This is a genomic window from Cryobacterium aureum (assembly GCF_002954245.1).
Classification (GTDB): domain Bacteria; phylum Actinomycetota; class Actinomycetes; order Actinomycetales; family Microbacteriaceae; genus Cryobacterium; species Cryobacterium aureum.
The window spans coordinates 135586-156248 of record NZ_PPTG01000048.1 but is presented as its reverse complement, the minus strand read 5'-3'; the positions used below and the strand labels follow the sequence as shown (position 1 = coordinate 156248).

21 protein-coding genes and 2 pseudogenes are annotated in these 20663 nt (G+C 60.4%); 14 read left to right on the top strand and 9 right to left on the bottom strand.

Features of this window, described 5'->3' with window-relative positions; translation table 11 throughout:
* Positions 1–223: 223 nt before the first annotated feature.
* From CJ028_RS17590 to CJ028_RS21025, 7 genes are all read left to right on the top strand, one after another.
* A complete protein-coding gene (locus tag CJ028_RS17590; RefSeq protein ID WP_105036504.1) occupies positions 224–667 on the top strand; it encodes a hypothetical protein in 444 nt (147 codons plus the stop codon).
* A 498-nt stretch (positions 668–1165) separates the two neighbouring features.
* On the top strand, positions 1166–2482 hold the full coding sequence (locus CJ028_RS17585; protein WP_338064150.1) for a multicopper oxidase family protein: 1317 nt from the start codon (positions 1166–1168) through the stop codon (positions 2480–2482).
* Between the two features lie 119 nt (positions 2483–2601).
* Positions 2602–2856, top strand: coding sequence for an SHOCT domain-containing protein (locus tag CJ028_RS17580; RefSeq protein WP_105036502.1), 255 nt, complete (start codon positions 2602–2604; stop codon positions 2854–2856).
* Positions 2856–4358, top strand: coding sequence for a multicopper oxidase family protein (locus tag CJ028_RS17575; RefSeq protein ID WP_105036501.1), 1503 nt, complete (start codon positions 2856–2858; stop codon positions 4356–4358). Before CJ028_RS17580 ends, CJ028_RS17575 begins: the two co-directional genes overlap by 1 nt.
* 46 nt (positions 4359–4404) lie before the next feature.
* Positions 4405–4827 carry a DUF302 domain-containing protein gene (locus CJ028_RS17570; protein WP_105036500.1) on the top strand — a complete coding sequence of 141 codons (423 nt, stop codon included), beginning with the start codon at positions 4405–4407 and terminating at the stop codon, positions 4825–4827.
* A 202-nt stretch (positions 4828–5029) separates the two neighbouring features.
* On the top strand, positions 5030–5269 hold the full coding sequence (locus CJ028_RS17565; protein WP_105036499.1) for an NUDIX hydrolase: 240 nt from the start codon (positions 5030–5032) through the stop codon (positions 5267–5269).
* 30 nt (positions 5270–5299) lie between these two features.
* A complete protein-coding gene (locus CJ028_RS21025; RefSeq protein ID WP_161499016.1) occupies positions 5300–5470 on the top strand; it encodes a hypothetical protein in 171 nt (56 codons plus the stop codon).
* A 735-nt stretch (positions 5471–6205) separates the two neighbouring features.
* Here the strand turns inward: CJ028_RS21025 and CJ028_RS17560 are convergent.
* The 3 genes from CJ028_RS17560 to CJ028_RS17550 all read right to left on the bottom strand — a co-directional run bounded on the left by CJ028_RS17560 (position 6206) and on the right by CJ028_RS17550 (position 8757).
* Positions 6206–6445, bottom strand: a complete 240-nt coding sequence (locus CJ028_RS17560; RefSeq protein ID WP_105036498.1) for a hypothetical protein — start codon at positions 6443–6445, stop codon at positions 6206–6208.
* 246 nt (positions 6446–6691) lie between these two features.
* Positions 6692–7132 carry a GyrI-like domain-containing protein gene (locus CJ028_RS17555; protein WP_105036497.1) on the bottom strand — a complete coding sequence of 147 codons (441 nt, stop codon included), beginning with the start codon at positions 7130–7132 and terminating at the stop codon, positions 6692–6694.
* Positions 7133–8208: 1076 nt separating this feature from the next.
* Positions 8209–8757, bottom strand: coding sequence for a DUF7010 family protein (locus tag CJ028_RS17550; RefSeq protein WP_105036496.1), 549 nt, complete (start codon positions 8755–8757; stop codon positions 8209–8211).
* A gap of 431 nt (positions 8758–9188) precedes the next feature.
* Here CJ028_RS17550 and CJ028_RS17545 point away from each other — a divergent pair, with 431 nt between their 5' ends.
* From CJ028_RS17545 to CJ028_RS21545, 5 genes and pseudogenes are all read left to right on the top strand, one after another.
* On the top strand, positions 9189–10025 hold the full coding sequence (locus CJ028_RS17545) for a CPBP family intramembrane glutamic endopeptidase (RefSeq protein ID WP_105036495.1): 837 nt from the start codon (positions 9189–9191) through the stop codon (positions 10023–10025).
* Positions 10026–10866: 841 nt separating this feature from the next.
* Positions 10867–11280: a hypothetical protein gene (locus tag CJ028_RS17535; protein ID WP_129590534.1), complete on the top strand. Its 414-nt coding sequence runs from the start codon at positions 10867–10869 to the stop codon at positions 11278–11280.
* Between the two features lie 296 nt (positions 11281–11576).
* A complete protein-coding gene (locus CJ028_RS17530; RefSeq protein WP_105036492.1) occupies positions 11577–11978 on the top strand; it encodes a nuclear transport factor 2 family protein in 402 nt (133 codons plus the stop codon).
* A 55-nt stretch (positions 11979–12033) separates the two neighbouring features.
* Positions 12034–12567, top strand: a pseudogene (locus CJ028_RS21550) (metallophosphoesterase); the annotation flags it as partial.
* Between the two features lie 39 nt (positions 12568–12606).
* Positions 12607–12759: pseudogene (locus tag CJ028_RS21545) on the top strand (IS30 family transposase); the annotation flags it as partial.
* 178 nt (positions 12760–12937) lie between these two features.
* Here CJ028_RS21545 and CJ028_RS17520 read toward each other — a convergent pair.
* A complete protein-coding gene (locus CJ028_RS17520) occupies positions 12938–13303 on the bottom strand; it encodes a VOC family protein (RefSeq protein ID WP_105036490.1) in 366 nt (121 codons plus the stop codon).
* A 425-nt stretch (positions 13304–13728) separates the two neighbouring features.
* Between CJ028_RS17520 and lepB the strand changes: the two genes are divergently transcribed.
* Complete coding sequence (gene lepB, locus CJ028_RS17510; RefSeq protein ID WP_205684108.1) at positions 13729–14457, top strand: signal peptidase I; 729 nt, start codon at positions 13729–13731, stop codon at positions 14455–14457.
* Between the two features lie 70 nt (positions 14458–14527).
* On the opposite strand, the gene CJ028_RS17505 is transcribed toward lepB, so the two are convergent.
* The 5 genes from CJ028_RS17505 to CJ028_RS22000 form a co-directional block, all read right to left on the bottom strand.
* Positions 14528–15061 carry a hypothetical protein gene (locus CJ028_RS17505; protein WP_105036487.1) on the bottom strand — a complete coding sequence of 178 codons (534 nt, stop codon included), beginning with the start codon at positions 15059–15061 and terminating at the stop codon, positions 14528–14530.
* Positions 15062–15063: 2 nt separating this feature from the next.
* Positions 15064–15660 (bottom strand): RNA polymerase sigma factor, encoded by a 597-nt coding sequence (locus CJ028_RS17500; protein WP_105036486.1) that lies wholly within the window; start codon positions 15658–15660, stop codon positions 15064–15066.
* A gap of 191 nt (positions 15661–15851) precedes the next feature.
* The gene (locus tag CJ028_RS17495) at positions 15852–16376 is read right to left on the bottom strand and encodes a tetratricopeptide repeat protein (RefSeq protein WP_105036485.1); all 525 of its coding nucleotides are present in this window, start codon (positions 16374–16376) and stop codon (positions 15852–15854) included.
* Between the two features lie 502 nt (positions 16377–16878).
* Positions 16879–17907, bottom strand: a complete 1029-nt coding sequence (locus CJ028_RS17490; RefSeq protein ID WP_167395150.1) for a protein kinase family protein — start codon at positions 17905–17907, stop codon at positions 16879–16881.
* A gap of 406 nt (positions 17908–18313) precedes the next feature.
* Positions 18314–18802 (bottom strand): HXXEE domain-containing protein, encoded by a 489-nt coding sequence (locus CJ028_RS22000; protein ID WP_161499015.1) that lies wholly within the window; start codon positions 18800–18802, stop codon positions 18314–18316.
* A 519-nt stretch (positions 18803–19321) separates the two neighbouring features.
* On the opposite strand from CJ028_RS22000, the gene CJ028_RS17480 reads away from it, so the two are divergent.
* Positions 19322–20419, top strand: coding sequence for a serine hydrolase domain-containing protein (locus CJ028_RS17480; RefSeq protein WP_105036483.1), 1098 nt, complete (start codon positions 19322–19324; stop codon positions 20417–20419).
* The last annotated feature ends 244 nt before the right edge of the window (positions 20420–20663 follow it).

Genomic DNA, 20663 nt, shown 5'->3' with positions numbered 1-20663 from the left:
TCAGAAATAGTTTCGAGCATAAAATTCTTGCATCACTGCTCGCCACGACTTCCAAGGATTGGCCCTGACCCGGCCTCTGCCAATCTCACTTCACCCGCACGGATGCCGCGCCGCCGCTCCGATCACCAAATCGGCCTTCAGGAATCGCCGCTGTCTGTGCGGTATCCTGCGAAAGATGACATTGGCAGTCCTTTCTTGGGCTGTAGACAGAGCAGAAGGTGACATGACCGTGGATCGCGCCGCACGGCGGGTAGTTGCATCCGTCTCGCTGTCGCCTTTCGTCTCGCTGCTTGCTCTGGCCGCACTGCTTCTTGCAGTTTTCGCTTTCCATTCCGAGGCCAGCGGGCATACCATGTACACACCGGCTCCCGCTGCGTCAGCAGTAGCCGGTCAAGAGGTAGCCGTCATGGGCATGGCGGCTGTCGTGGCCGCACCCGTTGTCGCTTCGATCTTCTCTAGCAGCCTCGATGGAATGCTCGATTGCGCGCTGCTCATGATGACGTGCGTGCTGCTGCTCACCCTTGTCGCCCTGATCTTCCTGACTCGGCTTCCGGACGTATATCGACGACTACTCGATGCCAGATTCGTCATTCTGGGGGCATGGCGAAGCATTGCCTTACCGATTCACCGTCCCAGCCTTACCCTTCTTTCCATCAGTCGCGTTTAGATCCTGATGCGGTTCCGCGCCAGTACGTGGCAGCGGAACTTTGCCACGCCCTGGCCTACGGCTGAAATCGCCGTTTTTCCCTGGCTCCTCGCTCCGTTTTAGAGCGGCACAGTGGAACCCCTTTAGAATCCGGCTGCGCGCGCACCCGATCTGGTCCCATGCGACGACGGCCTCGAGCATCGAGGTAAGCAACGATGCAGGCCGAGCGTTGCTCCACTGGCTAGCTGACCCGCGCAACTCCGAACGACACCGGCCATCGGGCCGACGTCCGACTCATAGATTAAAGGAAACTTAATGAATTCGCCTCTTACGCGTCGCACATTCCTCGGCGCCTCCCTGGCCACCGCAGCCACAGCAGCACTGGCATCCTGCGCCCCGTCGACATCCCCCGCAGCAGGGAGGGTTGATCGCATCTTGCCAACTGATCCACTGGTTTCACAATATGAAGACGCTCGCCCCTCGAACGGGACGACGGTCACGCAGAAGCTTAGCGCCGGGGTGTTTGACACGTCCGTCGCCGGTATTGCGCTGAGTACCTGGGGATACAACGGCGCACTTAACGGTCCCGTCATCCGCGCGAAGACCGGGGACACGCTCAAGGTCCCGGTCACCAATACGCTCACCGAATCGACAAGTGTGCACTGGCACGGCCTGGCCCTGCACAATGACGCCGACGGCGTACCTGTTGTGACCCAACCCGCGATCAAACCGGGTGCGAACTTTGACTATCAATTTCGGCTCAACCAGCCCGGCACCTATTGGTATCACTCACACGTCGACATGCAACGCGAACGCGGCCTCTCCGGCGCGCTCATCATTGAGGACCCCCGCGAGCCCTTGCTGTACGACCAAGAATGGGTCATCGTGCTCGACGACTGGCTCGACGGCATCACCGGCACACCCGAGGACGTTCTGGCCGAACTATCCATGGGTATGGACATGTCCGGAATGGATATGTCCGGAATGGATATGCCAATGACGCACATGCTGATGGGCGCCACCAGCTCCTACCTCGGCGGAGACGCCGGGGACGTAAGAATACCCGCCCATCTGTTCAATGGTCGTGCCGCGCAGGATGCTGAAGTATTCCAGAGCCGGCCGGGCAACCGTATCCGTTTGCGCATTATCAATGCGGCCGGAGACACCGCCTACCGGGTCGGTGTGCCGGGGCAGAAGATAACCCTGACGCACACGGACGGGTTCCCAGTGCACCACGAGGATGTCGACGCGGTTGTCCTCGGTATGGGCGAACGCATCGATGCCATCCTCACCGTTCAAGACGGATACACTCCACTTTTGGCCATCCCCGAGGGGAAGGATGGCCGCGCTTACGGCCTCATTAGCACTGGCAGCGGCACCGCCCCCGCCGCTGCCGTGCTTCCGTCGACCTTGAACGGCATAGTCACGGACGGAGGCCGTCTTACCGCAGATGATTCCGTGCTGCTCACCTCCAAAAAGCCCGATCGCATCCACACGATGCGTCTAACGGGCAGCATGGGAAAGTACGACTGGAGCATCAATGGACGCCGCTTCGACATGAAGAAGCCGTTTGCGGGCGCCTTTGATATCACTCTGGATGAACGCGTCCAGGTCAAGATGGTGAACGACACCACCATGTGGCATCCCATGCACCTGCACGGACACAGCTTCCAACTGAGCAACAACGGCGCACGCAAAGACACTGTAATTGTTCGCCCGAAAGAAACGGTCACCTTCGAATTCGACGCCGACAACCCCGGACAGTGGATTGCCCACTGCCACAACGCCTACCACGCTGAACGCGGCATGATCGGACTGTTCTCCTACGTGCGTTAGCCTGGCGACCCCATCACAGATCGTCAAGTCAATCTGAATGTGTGCGGCTGACATCCAGCCAGATTATATACCCCTAGAGGTATAGTGAGCTGTTTACGAATCACGGAAGGAATCGCATCATGATGTGGGACAACGGAATTATGGGGTGGTCCTGGGGCTTCGGACTACTGGCTATGGCCGGCATCGCAATTCTTGTGTACGTCATCATCCGCCTATCTACCAAGAATGGGGAGCGTGGCCTCTCGTCACCATCCTCCTCAGCGCCGTCTGATCTCAGCAGCGGGCGGAAGATCCTCGACGAGCGATTTGCTCGCGGGGAACTCACGACAGAGCAGTACCGCGAACAGATACAGGTGCTCGGCGAAGGACGATGATGGTTGATATCAGCCGCCGAAACGCTCTCATTCTTGGCGGCGTCGGAATTGGCGGGGTGGCCATCGGCGGGACCGGCTTCGTCGTGAATCAAGAATCACGGAGACACGCAGCGTTGGAAGCTGCGCCTGGTGTCGCCCTCGTTCAGCCCGATGAGCTTCGCAGCTCCGCCGGAATCCTGACCGTGTCCCTGGAGTCGTCGCCTCAGCAGGTCAGCATCGCTGGCCGTGATGTGCGTGCGCTCAGTTACAACGGTGGCGTGCCCGGCCCCACACTGCGCGTTAGAGCGGGAGATACCCTCAGCGTGAGCCTTCGCAATGGGCTGGCAGACCCGAGCAACCTGCATGTGCACGGACTCCACGTCTCGCCCGAGAACAATAGCGACAACATGTTCGTCACCGTCGCAGCCGGCGACTCTTTCGATTACCAGTACGAATTGCCCGCCAATCACCCGCCGGGCGTGTACTGGTATCACCCGCACCACCACGGTTTCGTGGCCGATCAAGTATTCGGTGGGCTCTACGGCGCCATTATCGTAGAAGACCCCGACCCTATTCCGGCCAGCCGGGAACGCGTGCTCGTCATTTCCGACATCACTCTCGATTCCGCGGGAACAATTCCAGCGGCCACAGCGATGGAGAAAATGTCCGGACGCGAGGGAGACTTCGTCCTAGTCAATGGGCAAGTCACCCCCAGGATGAATGCCCGCCCGGGCGAACGGGAACGATGGCGCATCGTCAATGCCTGCGTGTCCCGTTACCTGCGGCTGCGCCTCGACGGGCAGCAGATGTCCCTTCTCGGAATCGACTCCGGACGTTTCGAAGCCGCGCACGAAGTCTCCGAGGTCGTGTTGGCCCCCGGGAACCGGGCCGACCTTCTCGTCACGGCCACAGCCGGCACCTCCGTACTGCGTGCCCACACCTACGACCGAGGTAGTTCCGGCGGAATGATGATGGGAGGCGGAACCTCAGCCTCAGCCGACGACGTCGCGCTTGCCACATTTATCGTGACCGGTGACGACGTCGCCCCAGTCGCCGCCACACCCGTCCAGCCCGTTCCACGTGACCTACGCACGGCTACCGTAACCGCCCGACGCGAGCTCATTTTCGCGATGGGAATGGGCGGGAATATGGGCGGAGGAATGGCCGGGAACACAAGCAACGACATGGGCGGCGGCATGATGTCAGCCACGATCAACGGCCAGGTGTTCGACGCCACCCGGATCGACACGACCGCGCAATTCGGCAGCGTGGAGGAATGGTTGCTAACAAATACCAGCCCGCTTGATCACCCCATGCACCTGCACGTGTGGCCGATGCAGATCGTTGAACAGTCAGGCCGGCGGGTCGACACCATAATGTGGCAGGACGTCGTGAACATTCCGGCACGCAGCACCGTGCGCGTGCGTATCGCGTTTGACGACTTCAGCGGACGCACCGTGTACCACTGCCACATCCTCGACCACGAAGACAGCGGAATGATGGGAATCATCACCGCAAACTAACACCAACCGCAACCATCAATTCACGAAAATTGACCGAGGGATACCAATGAACTACGCACACACCATCACCGTCTCGCTGCCCTACGAAGAAGCTGTCGCCAGAGTGCGGGAAGAACTCGCCAACCAGGGATTCGGCGTTCTGACCGAAATCGACGTCCACGCGACCTTCGAAACGAAACTCGGCGTGGAAAGCGCACAGTCACTCGGCGATTACCTGATCTTGGGCGCGTGCAACCCGGCCCTCGCCGAACAAGCACTCACCGCGGAGCCCGACATGGGATTACTGCTTCCGTGTAACGTCGTTATCCGACGCAGCCCATCAGCGAATACCACCACGGTGCAAGCTATCAACCCACAAACCATGGTCCAGCTCAGCAATTCCCCGGGGATACAGAACGTTGCTGATCAAGCCGATGAACGTCTTCTCGCCGCGCTAGCCGCTCTACAAGGAGAAGAAAGCAGCAGGTAGTACACGCTCTAGCCCGCTGAAGCACGTTGTGGACGTCGTCGCCCAGACGGCAAGATCGCGGCACAGGCCTAGGACCTGCGGCCGCTCACGAATGCCGAGAAAGGTGCGCCGGCTTTTCGTCTTGTGCAGCCGACGTCGGCAAATCCGAGCCCCGGGAAACTCCTGGTGCGGCCGCTCTCCGGGAGTTTATGAGGAGCGGGGCGTGACGGTCGCGAAGGAAGACCTCGACCTGCTCGGCAGCTGGAGTGCCGCCGCAGCAAACGAGCTGGACACGATCGTCGACGCGACCGTCTATCGCAGCGATGGCGTCATAGCGCCGGTAGCGCCGGTAGCGCCGGTGGAAATTGTTGAGCTGCGATGGGTAGATCCCAACGCCACGACCGAACTGGACTGGACATTCCACTCGCGCCGCTGCTCCTTGAATTCGTGTTTCCCGACCTGACCGCCTAATGCAGGTCGCACTCCCGAAATAGTGGTAACCACAGAGCTGAAAGAAGCCATCGTAACTATTGCTGCCGCTATCGATCCGGCCGCACTGTCGCTGCCACCGCCCTACACCCTCCGCTTTGAACTCAAGCAAGCGCAACCGACTCATACGGCTCAGCTAACCTCCACCGCCGATGTTGCTTTCATCGTCAGCTGACGCCCGTGACCGGACGTCAAGCGCCACAGATCGGGGGCCACTCGACCCGACCACCGGCGGAGCTGACGACGCGTCACAGGGGAACCCTCAACGGGACGGTCCGGGTCTGATTCTTGAGAAGGATTCGTGCCAGGACCGTCGAGTGGCCAGCCGGGCGGTCAGAAAGAGCGCAACGCCTAGGGCTGCGAGGATCGCGTGCACGTGATTCCCCTGTTCCACACGCTGATTTGGGTATGTTTAATAAGGACTTCATGCCCGCTCGTGATAGGGGGAGCATTGGACCCCAACGGGGAAGAGCGAAAATGCGCCGTCCGCGGTCCAGCCCGCTGAGGGCAGAGCCAGACTGCCTAGTCTTTCATCGCCACCGTGCACGTGGGCTACCTTCCGGCGGCAGCATGTCCTTCATTGTCCGCGTTTCTACTCGAATCAAGAATCGCGCTTTTGCGCCTTCCCCAGCGAATGAATAACGCCAGAACCACGACTATCGCGACAAGGACGAGAACCTGAACGACCACCCAAAAGTTCCACCAAAACAGAGAACCAAACTCCATATCAATCACTCCTCGATTCACGGATAAGCGGCTGTCTTACCGCGAGCATACGACACGGTGCTTGCTTCGGGCACTTGCGAGTCGCTTATGCGGCCGCGAGGGAGGGCAACAAGCAGCCCGTGAGGCGAACCCCCTACTGGACGGCATACTGGCGCCGACTCACGGAAAAACGCACATCTTCAGATTAACGACGCTTCGCGTCAAAATCTTGTCCGCGATTTTTTGCTTGCAGACTGGGCGGCAGGATCAGCCGCCAGTATCGGACGAGGAATCGGCGGGCGAAGAAGAGCAGCGAAAGTAACCCGACAACGATAGGGATGGCAATCGGCCAAGCGGTGGTGAAACCGAGAATCGGCGCGAGGGCTTCAAACCCGATGAGAGAGGCTGCCCCGCCATACATGGCGGCGGCGAGGTCATTGAGCATCCACCAGACACCTGTCAAAAATTTCAGATGGGAACGATCAACGGGAGAGATCTCGGGCGGACTACTTGAACTGCCGAGCTCGCTGATTTTGTGCCAAACGGGAAAGATGACCTGTCACCGATTCCTTCTCTCAACAAGTAGACGAGGCTGCCGCATCCCGACGACTGCGACAGCTTCGCGGATCACTGGCATTGCACGGCGGTTTGACCGGGTAGAGCCTGATTCTGTCGTGAAGGGGGGAGGCCGTCAGATGAGAATGTCGACGTACAGTTCGTGCGGTTGTTGAACACCGTCGGACGTGTATCCAACATCGAGTTTGCGGTTCCCGAGAGTTAATCCCTGCTCTGCAGCCCAGTCATAAATGGTCTGGAAACCGCCTGCGATGGTTGCCTCCGAACCGTCATGCCGGTGGTGGACGAATCTTCCACCGGGAAGGAGAGCTACCGCCATACCATCAGGCACTGGAACTTCGGCGACGACAGCTACTGCTCCAATAGTTTCGCGGTAACGGCCGTCGCCTAAATGGTTGCTGGCCTCGACGAAGACGCCTGTGCCTGAGGCGGGCAGCTCGTCTTGACGGAAAAACAGCTCGCGCCAGGCCGCAGGCATCTCGGAGCGTAGCTGGCCGAAGTCAGCGACAACTTCGATTCCGATGACGGCAGTCTCACCAAGTTCAACAATCTCCATTGGTGCTCCCTGGCTTGGCCCCGAACGATTTACTCGTGTATCCGAAAATGATACGGCCTCCCCACTCTAGTCAGAGGGACTCTTGTCGGTTTGATGGCCTGAAGGGTCGGATCCAAATCCGTAGGCAGCTGGTCATAAGTCAGGAAGTTCACTTCGGCAGGTGCACACAACTCTGCCAACACACACGACTGATCCCACAGGAGAAAAACCTGAAATACAAGCAAATCTCTTCGACACCCCCGCATCCGGTTCGGGAGGCTTCCGGACTAAAATTCGAAAAGAGGTTCGCGTTCGTGGACACGTATAAAAAGTTTGCCTTGGCATCGCGGATATTGATGATGTCGCGCTGGCAATGGGCGTCGCAGGGTCCGCAATGACATCGACCTCGAAAAGGTGATTGCCGCTACGAGCGCCGTCTCCGTTACCTCGTAGTACCAAAGGCCCTCTAACTAACAAGATTCGTCCGATTTCCGCAACGAATTCTTCGAACCGAGATACCAACTCGGCGGGCACTCAGCTGGGCGCGACAGCCGCCACATCATAAACTTCCTCATCTGCACCCAAATCGCAACCGTCATCGACGGCGACAATCGAAACGCAGGCACAGGGTGCGGTGGTGTCGGACTCGCATACCTCCAGGCAGAACAGGGACAACTCTCGTTTCACCGCTGGAACGGGCGTCAACGTTGGAGTCGGGCTCGAACTACAAAGCGAATCGAACCGTGACGACAGGCGCTCCTTTACTGGCGACCTGAGCCTCCGGCTTGGAATCGGTGCGTTGCTCGGACGCTAACCATATGCAGTGAGCGGGGAAGTTTTGCCCCCTAAAGGTGTGGACCATCGTAATGATGAGGCAGACTGCAGCGCAGGCGATGTTTGATCCGCGTCGTTGTATCCTTCACCGCTGACGGCTAAAGCTCCGCGTCAGTAAGGAACGTTGTGCGGGCGTCCAAATGAATGGATCGACCATCGGCGCGATGACCGTCCGAATGCATCGAACCACCAGAGGGACCCCCGAAGTCTCTGAAAAATGGATCGCACTACGCGACACACTGCTGTTGCTGTGGAGGAACCCCCTACGAGACGATTGCGTGTGCGTCCTCTTGGGCGCGAAACAACAGCACCCCAAAAAGCAGGAAGACGGCGGCGCCCAGCCATCCGCTTATACCTCCAAGTTCTGGTGCCACGAATAACGCGCTCACTCCCAGCAAAATCAGGACCCCGGCCAGAACCGCGAATATGCGCATTCCGTAGAGCGAGATGAAGACGAGATAGTGCGCTCCAACGATGATGAGCGCTGAGGGGAAGAAGAAAACGGGCTCGTACATGCCGAGAGCGATTGCAATCAGCATGCCGAGGGGCACTGTGAACGCGCACTGCATAGCCAATGCCGCTGATGGATGCCCCTTCGGTAACGCGATTGGGCCGCCCAGCATCTTCATGAGGAGAGTGCCCAGTGGGAAGATCAGCATGCCGCCGAAGAAGAGCGCAGCCATGCCAGCAGTGACGGAGCCCCAGGTGAAGACCGCGCTGGCGACCGCCCAGATGACCGCGGACACCAAAGGTCCGAGGAATCCAGCACGATAGATGCGACGCACATCGGCCTCGGCTTGTGAAACTTCCATGTCATCCCCAATGATCGAGCGTTTTAGCGAACCGCAAATACAGATAGGGCAGGACGACGCCCCAAGCCGATCATGGCGTACGGGCCGCTACAGCAACCAATCAAACGCCCGTAGACGAACCTCTTACGGCTAAGAATTCTGCGGGTCTGCCTTCGGACGCCGACTTTGGTACCCCCGTCGGCGGTGTTCAGCAAACTCGTCCTCGTCGCCGACGAGGGGACTCCCAATAGCGAAGTTTTGATGCGAAAAAAATCACAGGGCCCTTGCAAGCGGTCGGCGCGTCTGGTCCTCCCCCGCCTTCGAGAGTCCATATGTTGAGCGTATTGCGAAATACGCCCGCTGTGCCCTGAACAGGCAGCAGCTCTTTTCGACGATGGACCGTTTCGCGCGCACTCTGTTGACCGTTTCCGTGAGGAGGATAGAGTCCTTGTGTGGCTGGACTACAAATACGGGACGTTTTGTTCGGTTTGATCGTGCACGTGGCTCGCTTTGCTGTCATCTTGTTCGGACTGTGGTTGGCGCCGCTTGTGGGCGTCACCGGCTGGTACTTGGGCCTCTTCGTCAATGTGATGTGTGCCGTCTACGCCGTTGCGCTCGTCACGTATCTGAAACTGTGGAAAAGTGTCGGGTTCCTGACGCTCTGGCGTGGGCGTTCTTCGCTGCTTCTCCTCGTAGTCCCGTTTGGCGAGGCGGTGTTCCGGGTAGTGCCGAACGGTCTCACGGATCAGCCACCAGGTTTCGGGCTCTGGACTCTCACGCTCCTCTTGGTCGGATTCAATGAGGAACTCATTAGCCGGGGAGTCGTGCTTGGCCGGTTGAGCCGAAGCTTCACCGCCATTCCTGCCGTCGCGGTAACAGCAGCGCTATTCGGGTTGCAACACCTGTCCGCCTTCGCTACCACGGACAGGGGAACGTACGACGTCCTGACGAACGTGCTCGCGTCAGCGACCTACGGCTTCGCTCTCGCCGCGTTTCAATACCGCTTCTCGTGGATCTGGCCGCTGATAGTCATTCACGGACTCGCTGATTTCACGTCGATCCTCGCGCGCACTTCTTACGGCGATCTCGTCGTGGCCGTCACGTGTGTGATATTCGTGATCTACGGGCTTGTCGTACTGCGGCCCCTCGCCCGGCGCGCAGCACACGCCCGGTTCAGGTGGCCCCCCAAAACCGGGCAGACACCACCTGCGGTGGCGCCGTATTCACGCCCTGCGACAGCGGTCAGGGACTCCGAGACCAGACTGACTCCTACCCCGCCATCTAACTGACACCAGCCGGATCACCGGCGCCGTATTCCGTGTGGACGGCGGCATCTCCCGACCGTCTAGCAAGCGCCCGTAGGCCGGACGACCAACGGGCGCGTTGAAGCGTGATTCCGCTCAAGTCGATTCGCTGAGCAAGTCGCCCGCAACGGGAACCCCCTACGGGACTGATTCACGCTATCGCGAAGAATCAAGCGCGGCAGCCGTCGCGCCGCAGTAGTGCTTGATCGATAGTCTGGATCTATGCCCATCCAGACCGTCGGCGCTACGCGCTCCCCCGCCGTCGCAGTGGGGACCGTCCTCCTGGGATTACTCATACTCTGGATGGCGCAGCCGGTCCTTCCCAGTTGGGCTTGCGCGGCCAGTCTTCCGGCGGTGTGCCCGCCACAGTTGTTGCCCGTCCGTGCGTCGCTGATCAGCGCAGGAATCCTGTTCGCGCTGCTGGCGACCGTATTCGTTGGGCTGCTGCTCCGACCCAGATCAAACCGGTGTCTGGGCGGACAGTCGCGACGGACAGTGTTTGCCGTTCCGATCATCCTGGTCTTGACCGTCGTTGCGCACTTCGTGATACCGCAGTCCTGATTCCAGCCTGCTCGGCCAGACCGCAACACCTCGCGCCCGCAAACCGAACCCTCTACGGGACGCCGAGTCTTCTAGCAATGTTGAGCCGCCGCACCACGATTGCTCCGCTCGTGGCGCTGGAGGTCCCCGAGCTTGGCGATCGTCCGCCTTGTTTAGAAACGCCCTTGGACCCTTCGATTTGGCGGCCCGGCCTGAGCGGTAACGAGTTGTCATCATACGCCTTTGCAGTGCTTCATTCTGCGCGCCGAAATGCCACACTCGTTTCATGGCTTCCCATATTCGGTTGAAAAGTCGCCTCGGATTAGTGCTTCCCGCGGTGGCCATTGTGGTCGTTACTTGGCTCGTATTCTGGATGGCGCAAGGATTCCCCACGGCGTGTAACCTCATGGGTCCCTGCTCTGGCCGCGATGTGCGGGTGGCGCCGGCTCTGCTTTTCGGCGGGATGATGTTTGCACCGTTGGCGGCGATGATTCTCATGTCCGTCGTTCGCTTACCGGCGGGTTGGCTCGTCCGAGTGTCCTATGTCGCCCTCGTGCTGCTATCGGTTGTCGGGTACGTCGTTATCAGCTTCAGCGGAGGGTTCAGCGTTGATGCGGCATTCCTCGCTGGTCTCCTCGGAACGTTCGGGACGGCACTGCTCGCCTATGTGGGAATCATTGTCCTTCGACGCGAGACTTGAGCGGCTACGCTTCCAAGCCGGGACCCGGCTGGTAAGCCCTTTATATGCAACGGCATCGTGCAGGTGCCCTGCCGATTCCCGGCGCCACGCGGCGCGCCATCCGTGATGGCGATTGGTGCCGAACTCCGACGTCGAACAGCTCGGACCATGCTTCGCCGAATGGCTTGCAGCCCAAACGAAGCGAGATTCGAAGACCGCCCGTAGAGAAACGCTAAACGACGCCGAGTATGTCTAGCAGCTGCGGCTTGGTCCCCTCGGTACAGGCCGGCGACGGCCGCTGCTGTTAGACAGGGCATATGAAAATTGATCCTGCGACAGTGGTGAATATCGAGCGAGAGAGACTTCGCGCGCTCGTCGAACGCGACATGGTCGTTGCGGAGCGCCTCCATGCACCCGATTACCAACTTGTGACGCCCAACGGGTCCACACGGACAAAATCGTCCTATCTCAGCGACGTGGAATCGAAGCGACTCGAGTACCTCGTATTCGAGCCCGAAACAGAAATCTCCGTCAGATCGTCAGGAAACCTGACGATTCTGAAGTACATCGCACGAATAGTTCTTAGCGTCGGCACCGCCGATGAGCTTGAAATCTGCGCTTGGCACACGGATGTTTACGAGTATCAGGATCGCCATTGGATGGTCGTCTGGTCGCAGGCCACCAGGATAGCTCCATACTGTTCGGTAGAGGCTCGGTAGGCTCAGAAAGCCGATGGGACGATCGAGACCGTCGAGAGTGAATCGGAGCTAACAATTGGTAGTCATCGCGCACTTGTCGGACCCGCACCTCGATGGAAGCCCCGAGGCCCTCAGCCGATTAACCCAGGTTACCGATCATCTGAGAGGGCTCGCTGTTCGGCCCGACGTTGTCATCGTGAGCGGCGACCTGACTCAGAGCGCGGGCAGCCTTCCTGCGGCCGATCAGACGGTGTTGGCCGCTCAACACCTCGAGTCCCTGCTGGCTGCGCTGTCAATGAACGTTCCGGTGTTTTGCTGCCCGGGGAACACGGACGACCGTGTCGCGTTTGCGTCCCGTTTTGGACTTTCTCCGTCGATTCCGGGGCCGGTACACCAACTCCATCGGCTTGGACAGCTCGTCATTATCCTGCTGGATGTCACCGTACCCGGCCACGGCCATGGCCAGGTCACGGATTCGATCCTTGCGTGGTTGGCGCACCAACTCGAAGCCTTAATTGGAGACAAGCGTGCCGTGCTCGTCATGCATCAACCACCCACGCCGCTCTATCACGCGGCCGTCGATGGCCTGTTCCTGCGCAATAGCGAGGCGCTCGAGGCCATCATCACCCGGCATGAGCAAATCGTTGCCGTCTTATCCGTCCATTCGCCCGAGCGGCTACTCGAAGTCGCTACCGAACTCAACAATCGACCCCGCAAAACACTCGGCGGCAGCACACCCGCTCAAGCCATGCAACGACTACTGTCAGAGCCAGAAAAGCCCATCGTTGCGACGACCAGTTGAATCCGCCGTTCCCGATCCGGGACATACCTCCGGAACAGACGCCGTCTGTCACCCAGCATGCCGATAGTTGGGATCGTGACTATTCACGCTTGAAACCGCGCCCGGTCCGGTGAGTAGTCCGTTCTTCGAGCCTTCCAAGGGAAGAAATGCTGAATCGAGCCTGCCCGTGTACTCCGTTTCAGTCGATCGGCGAGACACGAATGAGGTTGCCATCCGGGTCGGCGACCACGAATGTGCGCCCGAAGACGTCTTCGTGCGGCTCTTCGATAACAATGGCCCCCTTGGCCGTCCACGCCGCGAAGCAGTCATCGACTCCGGATGCTGACCCGGGCAGCATGAGTCCCAACTCGCTGGTTCGCGGCGTCGCCGTCGTGACGGTATCGCCGCGGCCAGACCATAGAGCGAAGAGCACGCCCGGGGCCACCTCGAACGGGACATAACGAGGGGTAACGGTGACAGGTTCCATCTCGAAGAGATCGCTGTAGAAGCGGGTGGACCGCTCAACATCGGTGACATAGATGAGGAACAGGTTTGGTGTTGCCATGGGGATCTCCTTAGTTGACGTTCTCGGCTACGCCAAGCCTTTCATCAATACATGACAGCTTTTGTCTGGTATCCGTCGATACTGGTGAGATCTACGACCAGGTGGAGTCCGTGCGTCAGCTGTCGCAATTCGGTGACCACCTCCGTGTCACGAGTCCGCCGGAGGCGCGGGCTGTTTTGCGGGACGTTGCCACTGCCATGGCGGCCCTGTACCGAGGCTGACCTGGCAGCAGAGTCCACAACTCCGCTCCTCTCCAGCATCAATTCTGGGTTTGCGCCAAAAGTGAGTCCGAAACGTAGAGTCGTACGCGTCCCACAAAGGGTTCCCCATACGGTGATGGGGAAACTGAGCGAATTTTTTTCGAGGGACCACTTGGATTGCCCGGTCGATTTCAGCTTCAATGACTGCCCTAGGATCGGGGAATGATGCCAGCCGACAACGCCACACGTCGTGCGCGTCTGCGGACGAGGGCGGGGTCTCCTGCCTTGAAGTTCGTGCGGGACCTCGTCGTCATCGTGATCATCGCGGTCCTGATCTCAGCCCTTCTCAAAACGTTTGTCGTTCGTTCGTTCTACATCCCCTCTTCTTCGATGGAGAACACGCTCCTGATCAATGATCGAATTATCGTGAACGAACTCGTTCCTAACCTGATACCGATTGAACACGGCGACGTCGTCGTCTTCACTGACCCGGGAAACTGGCTACCACCGCAGCAACCCGTGCCGCTGAATCTTCTGAGTGCAATAGACGCCGCGCTCACTGCTGTGGGGCTGAGCACCGGCGACAACAATGACCACCTCATCAAAAGAGTTATCGGCCTTCCCGGGGAAACCGTGGTCTGTTGCACATCGACCGGACATCTCACCATCAACGATGTCCCCATCGACGAGCCGTACATCCAGGTTCCTGACGGCCAATCCCAGGCGACCAAGAGTCCATTTACGGTCACCGTGCCCGATGGAAAACTTTGGGTAATGGGCGACAACAGATATAACTCAGCCGACTCGGCTTTCCACTATCTCAACGGCTCGCCGGGAGGCGGCTTCGTCCCCATCAGTAGCGTCGTCGGCCGCGCAGTCGTAGTGAGCTGGCCCAATAAACATTGGGGATGGCTCGGCAACTATCCAGAAACGTTCACTCCTACAGGCCGCTGATTTACGCGATGCCTCAAAATGCGAGGGTAATTCTTGAGCTCAACTGATCCCGTACGGGGTTCCTCTGTGGTTAGGGGGTGAAGGGTCTGCCGGATCCGATCCGGAATACGCCAATCACTGTGGTGCCGTCCGATGCGTATGCCAAAATGTCGACGTATGTTCCTTCGTGCGCATTCGTCCACTCGATCGCTTCCTCGGGTGACTTCACGTTCGAGCCTTCAGCGGCTTCAAGGTCCTTGGAATACACGTAGCCCGACTGCATATCGAGGGTTTGGACGAGGATGAGGTCGGGTGCGATCGCGCTGCTTCCTTGGACACCGAACGTTTGACCGTTTGCGTTGACAGGCCAATCCGGAACCGGCCCGAGTGTGGCCTTTTCGCCAGGAGTGGCCGAGGGCGTGTAGAACAGGGTCCCGTAGTTCAGTGCCGTCGCCGTTCCGCCTGTTCCGATGGCCGCGATCAGGAGGATCAGCGCAGTCCAGCGGCTTGCGCGCCCTCTTCGAGTCACGGGATGTTTCTTCTGACGGAGCGAACCTTGCGCTTCAGCGACAAGGAAGTTCCTCATTTGGGTTTTGCGTTCCGAGAGAAAGTTGTCGTCGTTCATGATCAGGCAGTCCCTTCTGGCTGCACGCGCGGAGTCGGTGCTGCACCACTAACCCCGAGGGCAAGACGGCCTTTGGCTCGGGCGAGTCGGGATTTCACCGTTCCGACCGGGATCCCCAAGGCCGATGCCGCCTGGGCCATCGACATGTCCTCAAGGACGCACAAGGCCAGGACGTCCTGGTCCCGCGCGCTCAACCGGGAGAATGCCTTCCGCACGCCAGTTCGGGGCGATTGAGCGTCGAGACGTTGGCCGGTAGCTTCCGCGAAATCGTCGGCGTCGCGAGGTGCAGGGAGTCTGGCGAGGACCAAGTGTTGGCGCCGCCGGGAACGGGCCAGATTGCGGGCCGTGTGGGTGGCCGTTACGAGGAGCCAGCCGATGATCGATGTGTCCACTACGCGAACGGACCGGCGGCGTTTCCAGGCTGTGAGAAAGGCAATGGCAGTCACATCATCGGCGTCGGCGCGTGACCCTGTCAGTCGAAGGCTGTGGCCGAAGACGCGATCCGCGTGAAGTTCAAAGACTCGCCCGAACGCTTCAGGATCGTCGGCGACCGCGCGCAACCACAGTGCGCTCTCGCTCACGTCATCCGAGTGGTCCATACCTAATAATGTCCACTCGGCTCATTCGAGTTCCCTTTCTCTGACACGAGTGTCAAACGTCGTCGCGGAAAGAAGGCACTCCACGCGGCACTCGCGAGGAACCAAGTCGAAACGTCGCAATGGGGGTTCGGCTTGCGGGACTGGAGCGAGAGTCGTTGATCGCCTGCGCGGCCTTCCTACTCGCCGTCCCTCTAACGGGTTTTGTGCTGCTTCGCTGGCTGCGCGGAGGTCGCGAGGGACCGGATGTAGGCGGCGTTGCCGCGGATGGATGGTTTATACCGTTGAATATCTGGCGACTCGACACCCTCAGCAACGACGTCGAGCAACGCAGCGACGGCCTCATCGAAGCGGCTGGAAGCGTGAAGGGAGATCGCGTGGAACACCGCCAGTGATGGCGAGTCCGGGAAGTCCTGTCGGGCACGCTCGAAGACTTCCACCGAACGAGCGAACTCGCCCAGATTCCGCAGCGTGGATCCGTACTGGACGTAGCATCGGCGCAGCAGGTCACCTGAGAGGCCAGCCTGGAAGGCTTGCTCGTAGAACGATCGGGCGGTCTGCTCCTTACCGGCAGTGTCGTAAGCGCCGCCCACTTCGTAAAGCACGCGAGCGTCAGCCGGGTGTTCCGCCAAAATTGGTAGCAGCGCATCGATTGTGGGCTGCATGTCATTCCGATCGCGAACAGTGAAGATCCAGTCGAGCTCCTCATCAAGTGTCATCCATCCATTGTGCCCTCACCGCGATTGTCCTCTGAAGGGTCCTCTCGCGAAACCGCCTCTGCGGTGCGGAAGAATCTGTGACCAACCTTCCTAGGCTCAACGTCTCAGTGGTGGGGTGTCCTCGCCGACACGCTGAATGCCGTGTCGAACGCCGGGGTGCGGTTGAAATACGCGGGCCCGGCTCCCCCTTGACTACCGACGACGTTCCGCCTGGCTGTGCGATGCACGTCCTACAGGAAAATCGCTTCTCGAGCCAGTTCCGGACCCTCGCACAGCGCTCGCGATAAGTACGTCCCGCAAGACGTTGGCGGACGGGACTTCGTGACGGGTCGCACCCGGACAATCGATCCTGCACGCAATCCCCTCCCTCCGAGAGCGGAGGGCGTGCTTCTCGACTCGTGAAGTGATCGTGATCGTGATCGTATCGCTGGTACGAGCGTCGACGAAGCAACCGGACGTGACACGTTGCGGCGTCGGGCACAAATCGCGAGTCCTGGCAGGATCATTGCTTTGCCCGTGGCGTGGGGAGGGGGTCGGAATACTGCGCATGGATGTCGCCATCGACCAGACGCCAGTGGAGGTCGTTCATTGCGGCCGCCGCGGGGGCGTGTCTGGCGAGGATCGCAGCCACCGCGTGCGGTATGTCCTGCGGGATGTCACCGGTCGCGCAGCGACGCACGTAGGCGTTGCGTTCGGCGGGGCCCCCGCTGACCGGCATGGGCACCGAGCACACCGTGGTGACCAGCCAGTTCACAAGGCGCATTGACGCGTAGTCGGCATCGTGGTTGACGTGGCGGGCGACGAAGTCACGCTCGGCGTCGGACAGGTCGAACCGAGACGATGTAGCCAGGCCGAAATCGACGAGATAGAGCCTATCGACGTCGGCCCGCATATTGGCGAAGTGTCCGTCCATGTGGAGCAGCTCGCGGCTCCGCAGGAATGCGACGGCTTCGAAGAGCTGCCGCTCGAACCTCTCGGCACTACCCAATGGATCGTTCAGCGTGTCTATGAGAGGGGCGGGGAAATACTCGAGAAAGAGCACGAGGCTGGAGCGTGCCCCGGCCAATGCCTCCAGGCGGGTCCGCACCGCCGTGTCTCCCTCAAACTGTGCGACGACCGCCTCGATATCCTCGTGCTCGGAGGCGACGGGTGGTCGGCCCGGCAGCACCCGCCAGTGGTGCAGCAGCGCGAAGGTCTCGGACTCACCAGCGAGCACGCCCTCGGTGACGGTGATGCTCGCGGCCAGCTCACGCCACGCGCCGAATCCGGGGCCGGCGAGGCGGTGCATGCCGTACTGGCAGAGGAGTGGCACGTCGAACAAGTTCGCGGTGCTGAGCGGATGCGCCAGCTCCCGGTCGGTGATCGGGATCCGCTTGGCGAACACCGGGATGCCGTCGACCTCGAGCACCGACGAACCGCCGCCGACAGCGCCCGCAGGTGCAGAGCGGAGAGACGCCGACAACTCATCGTCGGCGCGGGCGGCGAGCGAGGCTGACACAACATCGTGACGGGCACGTCGGGTGGCGAGCATCACTTCATTATGCCGCCAACGAAGGTGCAGCGTCATCAGCATACGCGGCGGTGAGATTGCTGCACCAAGCGCAACGTCACGACGCCCACCGCTCGGGTGAACCATGCTACCGAACGGCAGTCCTCACAGGTGCCCGCAGTTATCGTCGTCGAAACGCGAGCGAACGCTGGCGACCGTGACCGGCAGGGGTTCGGCTTGCGGGCTTGCAATTCTCCTGCCAACCGTAAGACGAAATAGCGATCAATTGCGGCGTGCCCGTCGGCTCGGTGGGCGTTCTCGTCGGGGAGCTTCACGCGCGCGCTCGCATCTGTCCCGTTCGCTCCTGCAGACTTCGAACAAGTGACTCGAAAATTGGGTAAGCGGACGATGCCCGAGTGAGGTTTGGCTGACGCCGAAGCCGGATTTGCTACGTACGTGGGATTCGCACCCGCGGGTAATCCGTTCCGAGGACGAGGCGTGAAACGACATGTGAAACTATGGCCGCGGCGAACAAAAGCGCACCGCCACGTACGGTGTCTGACGGCAGCAGGAGCGGCGAGCCACCTCGACGGAGTTGAGCCCGGGCTACTCGCGCGCCAGGCAACATCACCAAGGGTGCCGTTATGAGTCCAGCGGTGTAGCTCTTGAAGGAAATCGAAGTCGCGATGTGCGTGACCACATGAGCTTCCAAACCCGCTAACACCGCCCGGTAAAGACGTGACTTTCCTTGGGTGCGTGCGCCGCGAACGCAGGCCGCGCCAACAAGCACTCCCATGAGCGCGATGGCGAGTACAGATTGCGCCGGAGAAACTACCACGCGGCCGGTGCCCAAACGTGCGGCGAGCAGCCTGGACGTGGCCGGGAAAGTGAACGCCTCTTCTAGGTCGTGTACAAGCCAAGCGGCGAAGAGTGCCACCGCAGCGATTCGGGTTCCAGTTGGCTCGCTCGACACAACGAAATCATATCGGGCCCCGCAGCCCAAGCTCTTCAAGGGCACCGCGCAAATTTCGTGACATGTTCGGAGCCCCGTAGGGGGTTCCGCTTACGGGAACAATGCCAAGTTCGCAGTGGCCTGAACTCGAACTGTGCAGACTCGTATGACAATGACATCGGCATCGCCGCCAGGGGCCGCCTCAGAACGGTCGTTTTCGACGCCGGACTCGTCGGCGCGATCATCTCCTCAGCGCGTCTGGGTGGCCTGGATTACGGCCGTCTCATTCGGTGTCGTCCCCGGCTCCTGACATGGCTCCGAGGCACAGATAGAGTGGAATCACACTCGCCCTAGTCGTCAGAAAATCCCCGTGAAATCAACGATCTCACGGTGGTGAACTCGTCCAATGGATGGTGTGGGACCTCGGACTCCGTCGTTGTGGCGGCTCGCCTCGTTTGAGTCTGACCCTATCTGGTGTTTGATACCGATTGAATCGAGGGATGAATGAGCACGCTGCCACAAATCTTGGACAGGCACGTCTCGCGCGGCACGGCCCCGGGCATCGTCGGTGTGACCGGCAATCCAGATGGGCACGTCGAGATCATCAGCGCGGGCGACATGCCACGCGACGCCATCGTGCGCATCCAGTCGATGACCAAGCCGGTGCTTGCAGTCGCCACTCTGCGCCTCGTCCAGACCGGTCGTCTGAGTCTGGACGACCCCGCAGAGACGTGGCTACCGGAACTGGCCGATCGCCACGTACTGAGAACGCCAGGATCGCCCCTGAGCAACACTGAGTCGGCGACCACGCCGATAACGGTGTGGCATCTGCTTACCAACACCTCCGGATACGGCGTGATGACCACCCCCTGTCCGCTACGGGAAGCGATGGTCACAAATCGCACCGCAGCCGGGCAGGAGCCGGTCGAGCTGGGTGCGCAGGCCTGGCTGAACGCGCTCTCCGAGTTGCCGCTGGCCTTCCAGCCGGGCACCGGGTGGCGCTACCACCATTCGTTCGGGATCCTTGGGATTCTCCTCTCCCGTCTGGTCGGCGGGTCCCTCGAGGAGCACCTGGCTCAGGATCTGTTCGAAACGCTCGGAATGGTCGATACGGCATACACAGTCCCACCAGAACAGGCGCACCGCCTGTCGGCCGTATACCGTCACGACGAGACGGACGGACTGGTGCAGACGGAACCGGCTGCGGACGGCTTCTACCTCGCACCAGCGCCATTCGACCTCAGCCATGCTGAGCTGGTATCCACAGCTGGCGACTACGCGGCCTTCGCGATGATGCTGGCCGCCGGAGGACGGCACCAGGGGCGGCTCATCCTCGAGCCGGACCTGCTGGAACAACTGCGCACCGATCAAGTCCCTGCCGCAGCCAAAACGCCCGACAGTTTCTACCCCGGCTTCTGGGATGGCACGGGATGGGGGTTCGGAGTGGCGGTCCAGACCGAGGGGAAGCACGCCGGACGATACGGCTGGTCCGGCGGGCTGGGCACAGACATGTTCATCGACCCCGACGGGTCGTTCCAGATCGTGTTGACGCAGGTGGAGATGGGTCCGACGATCATGGAATTGTTCAGCGACACGCAGTGACTGCGGCGCCGCGCCCGACCTTCACGCCTGAGCTCAGCTGATCGCGACGGCGATCCCGGTCGCGGAGCCCCTAACCGGACGCCTCCGATGTCCCACAGGGGGTTCGGCTTACGGGGCCGCGTGGCTGGACTTTTTTGTGACGGTGAGCGCACGCTTCAGCAAGACTGCGGTCAGTAGGATTTATCCATGCAGCTGGGTGTGGGCACGCGAGCGTCTGTGACGTTGGAGCCTGTTCGATATTAGT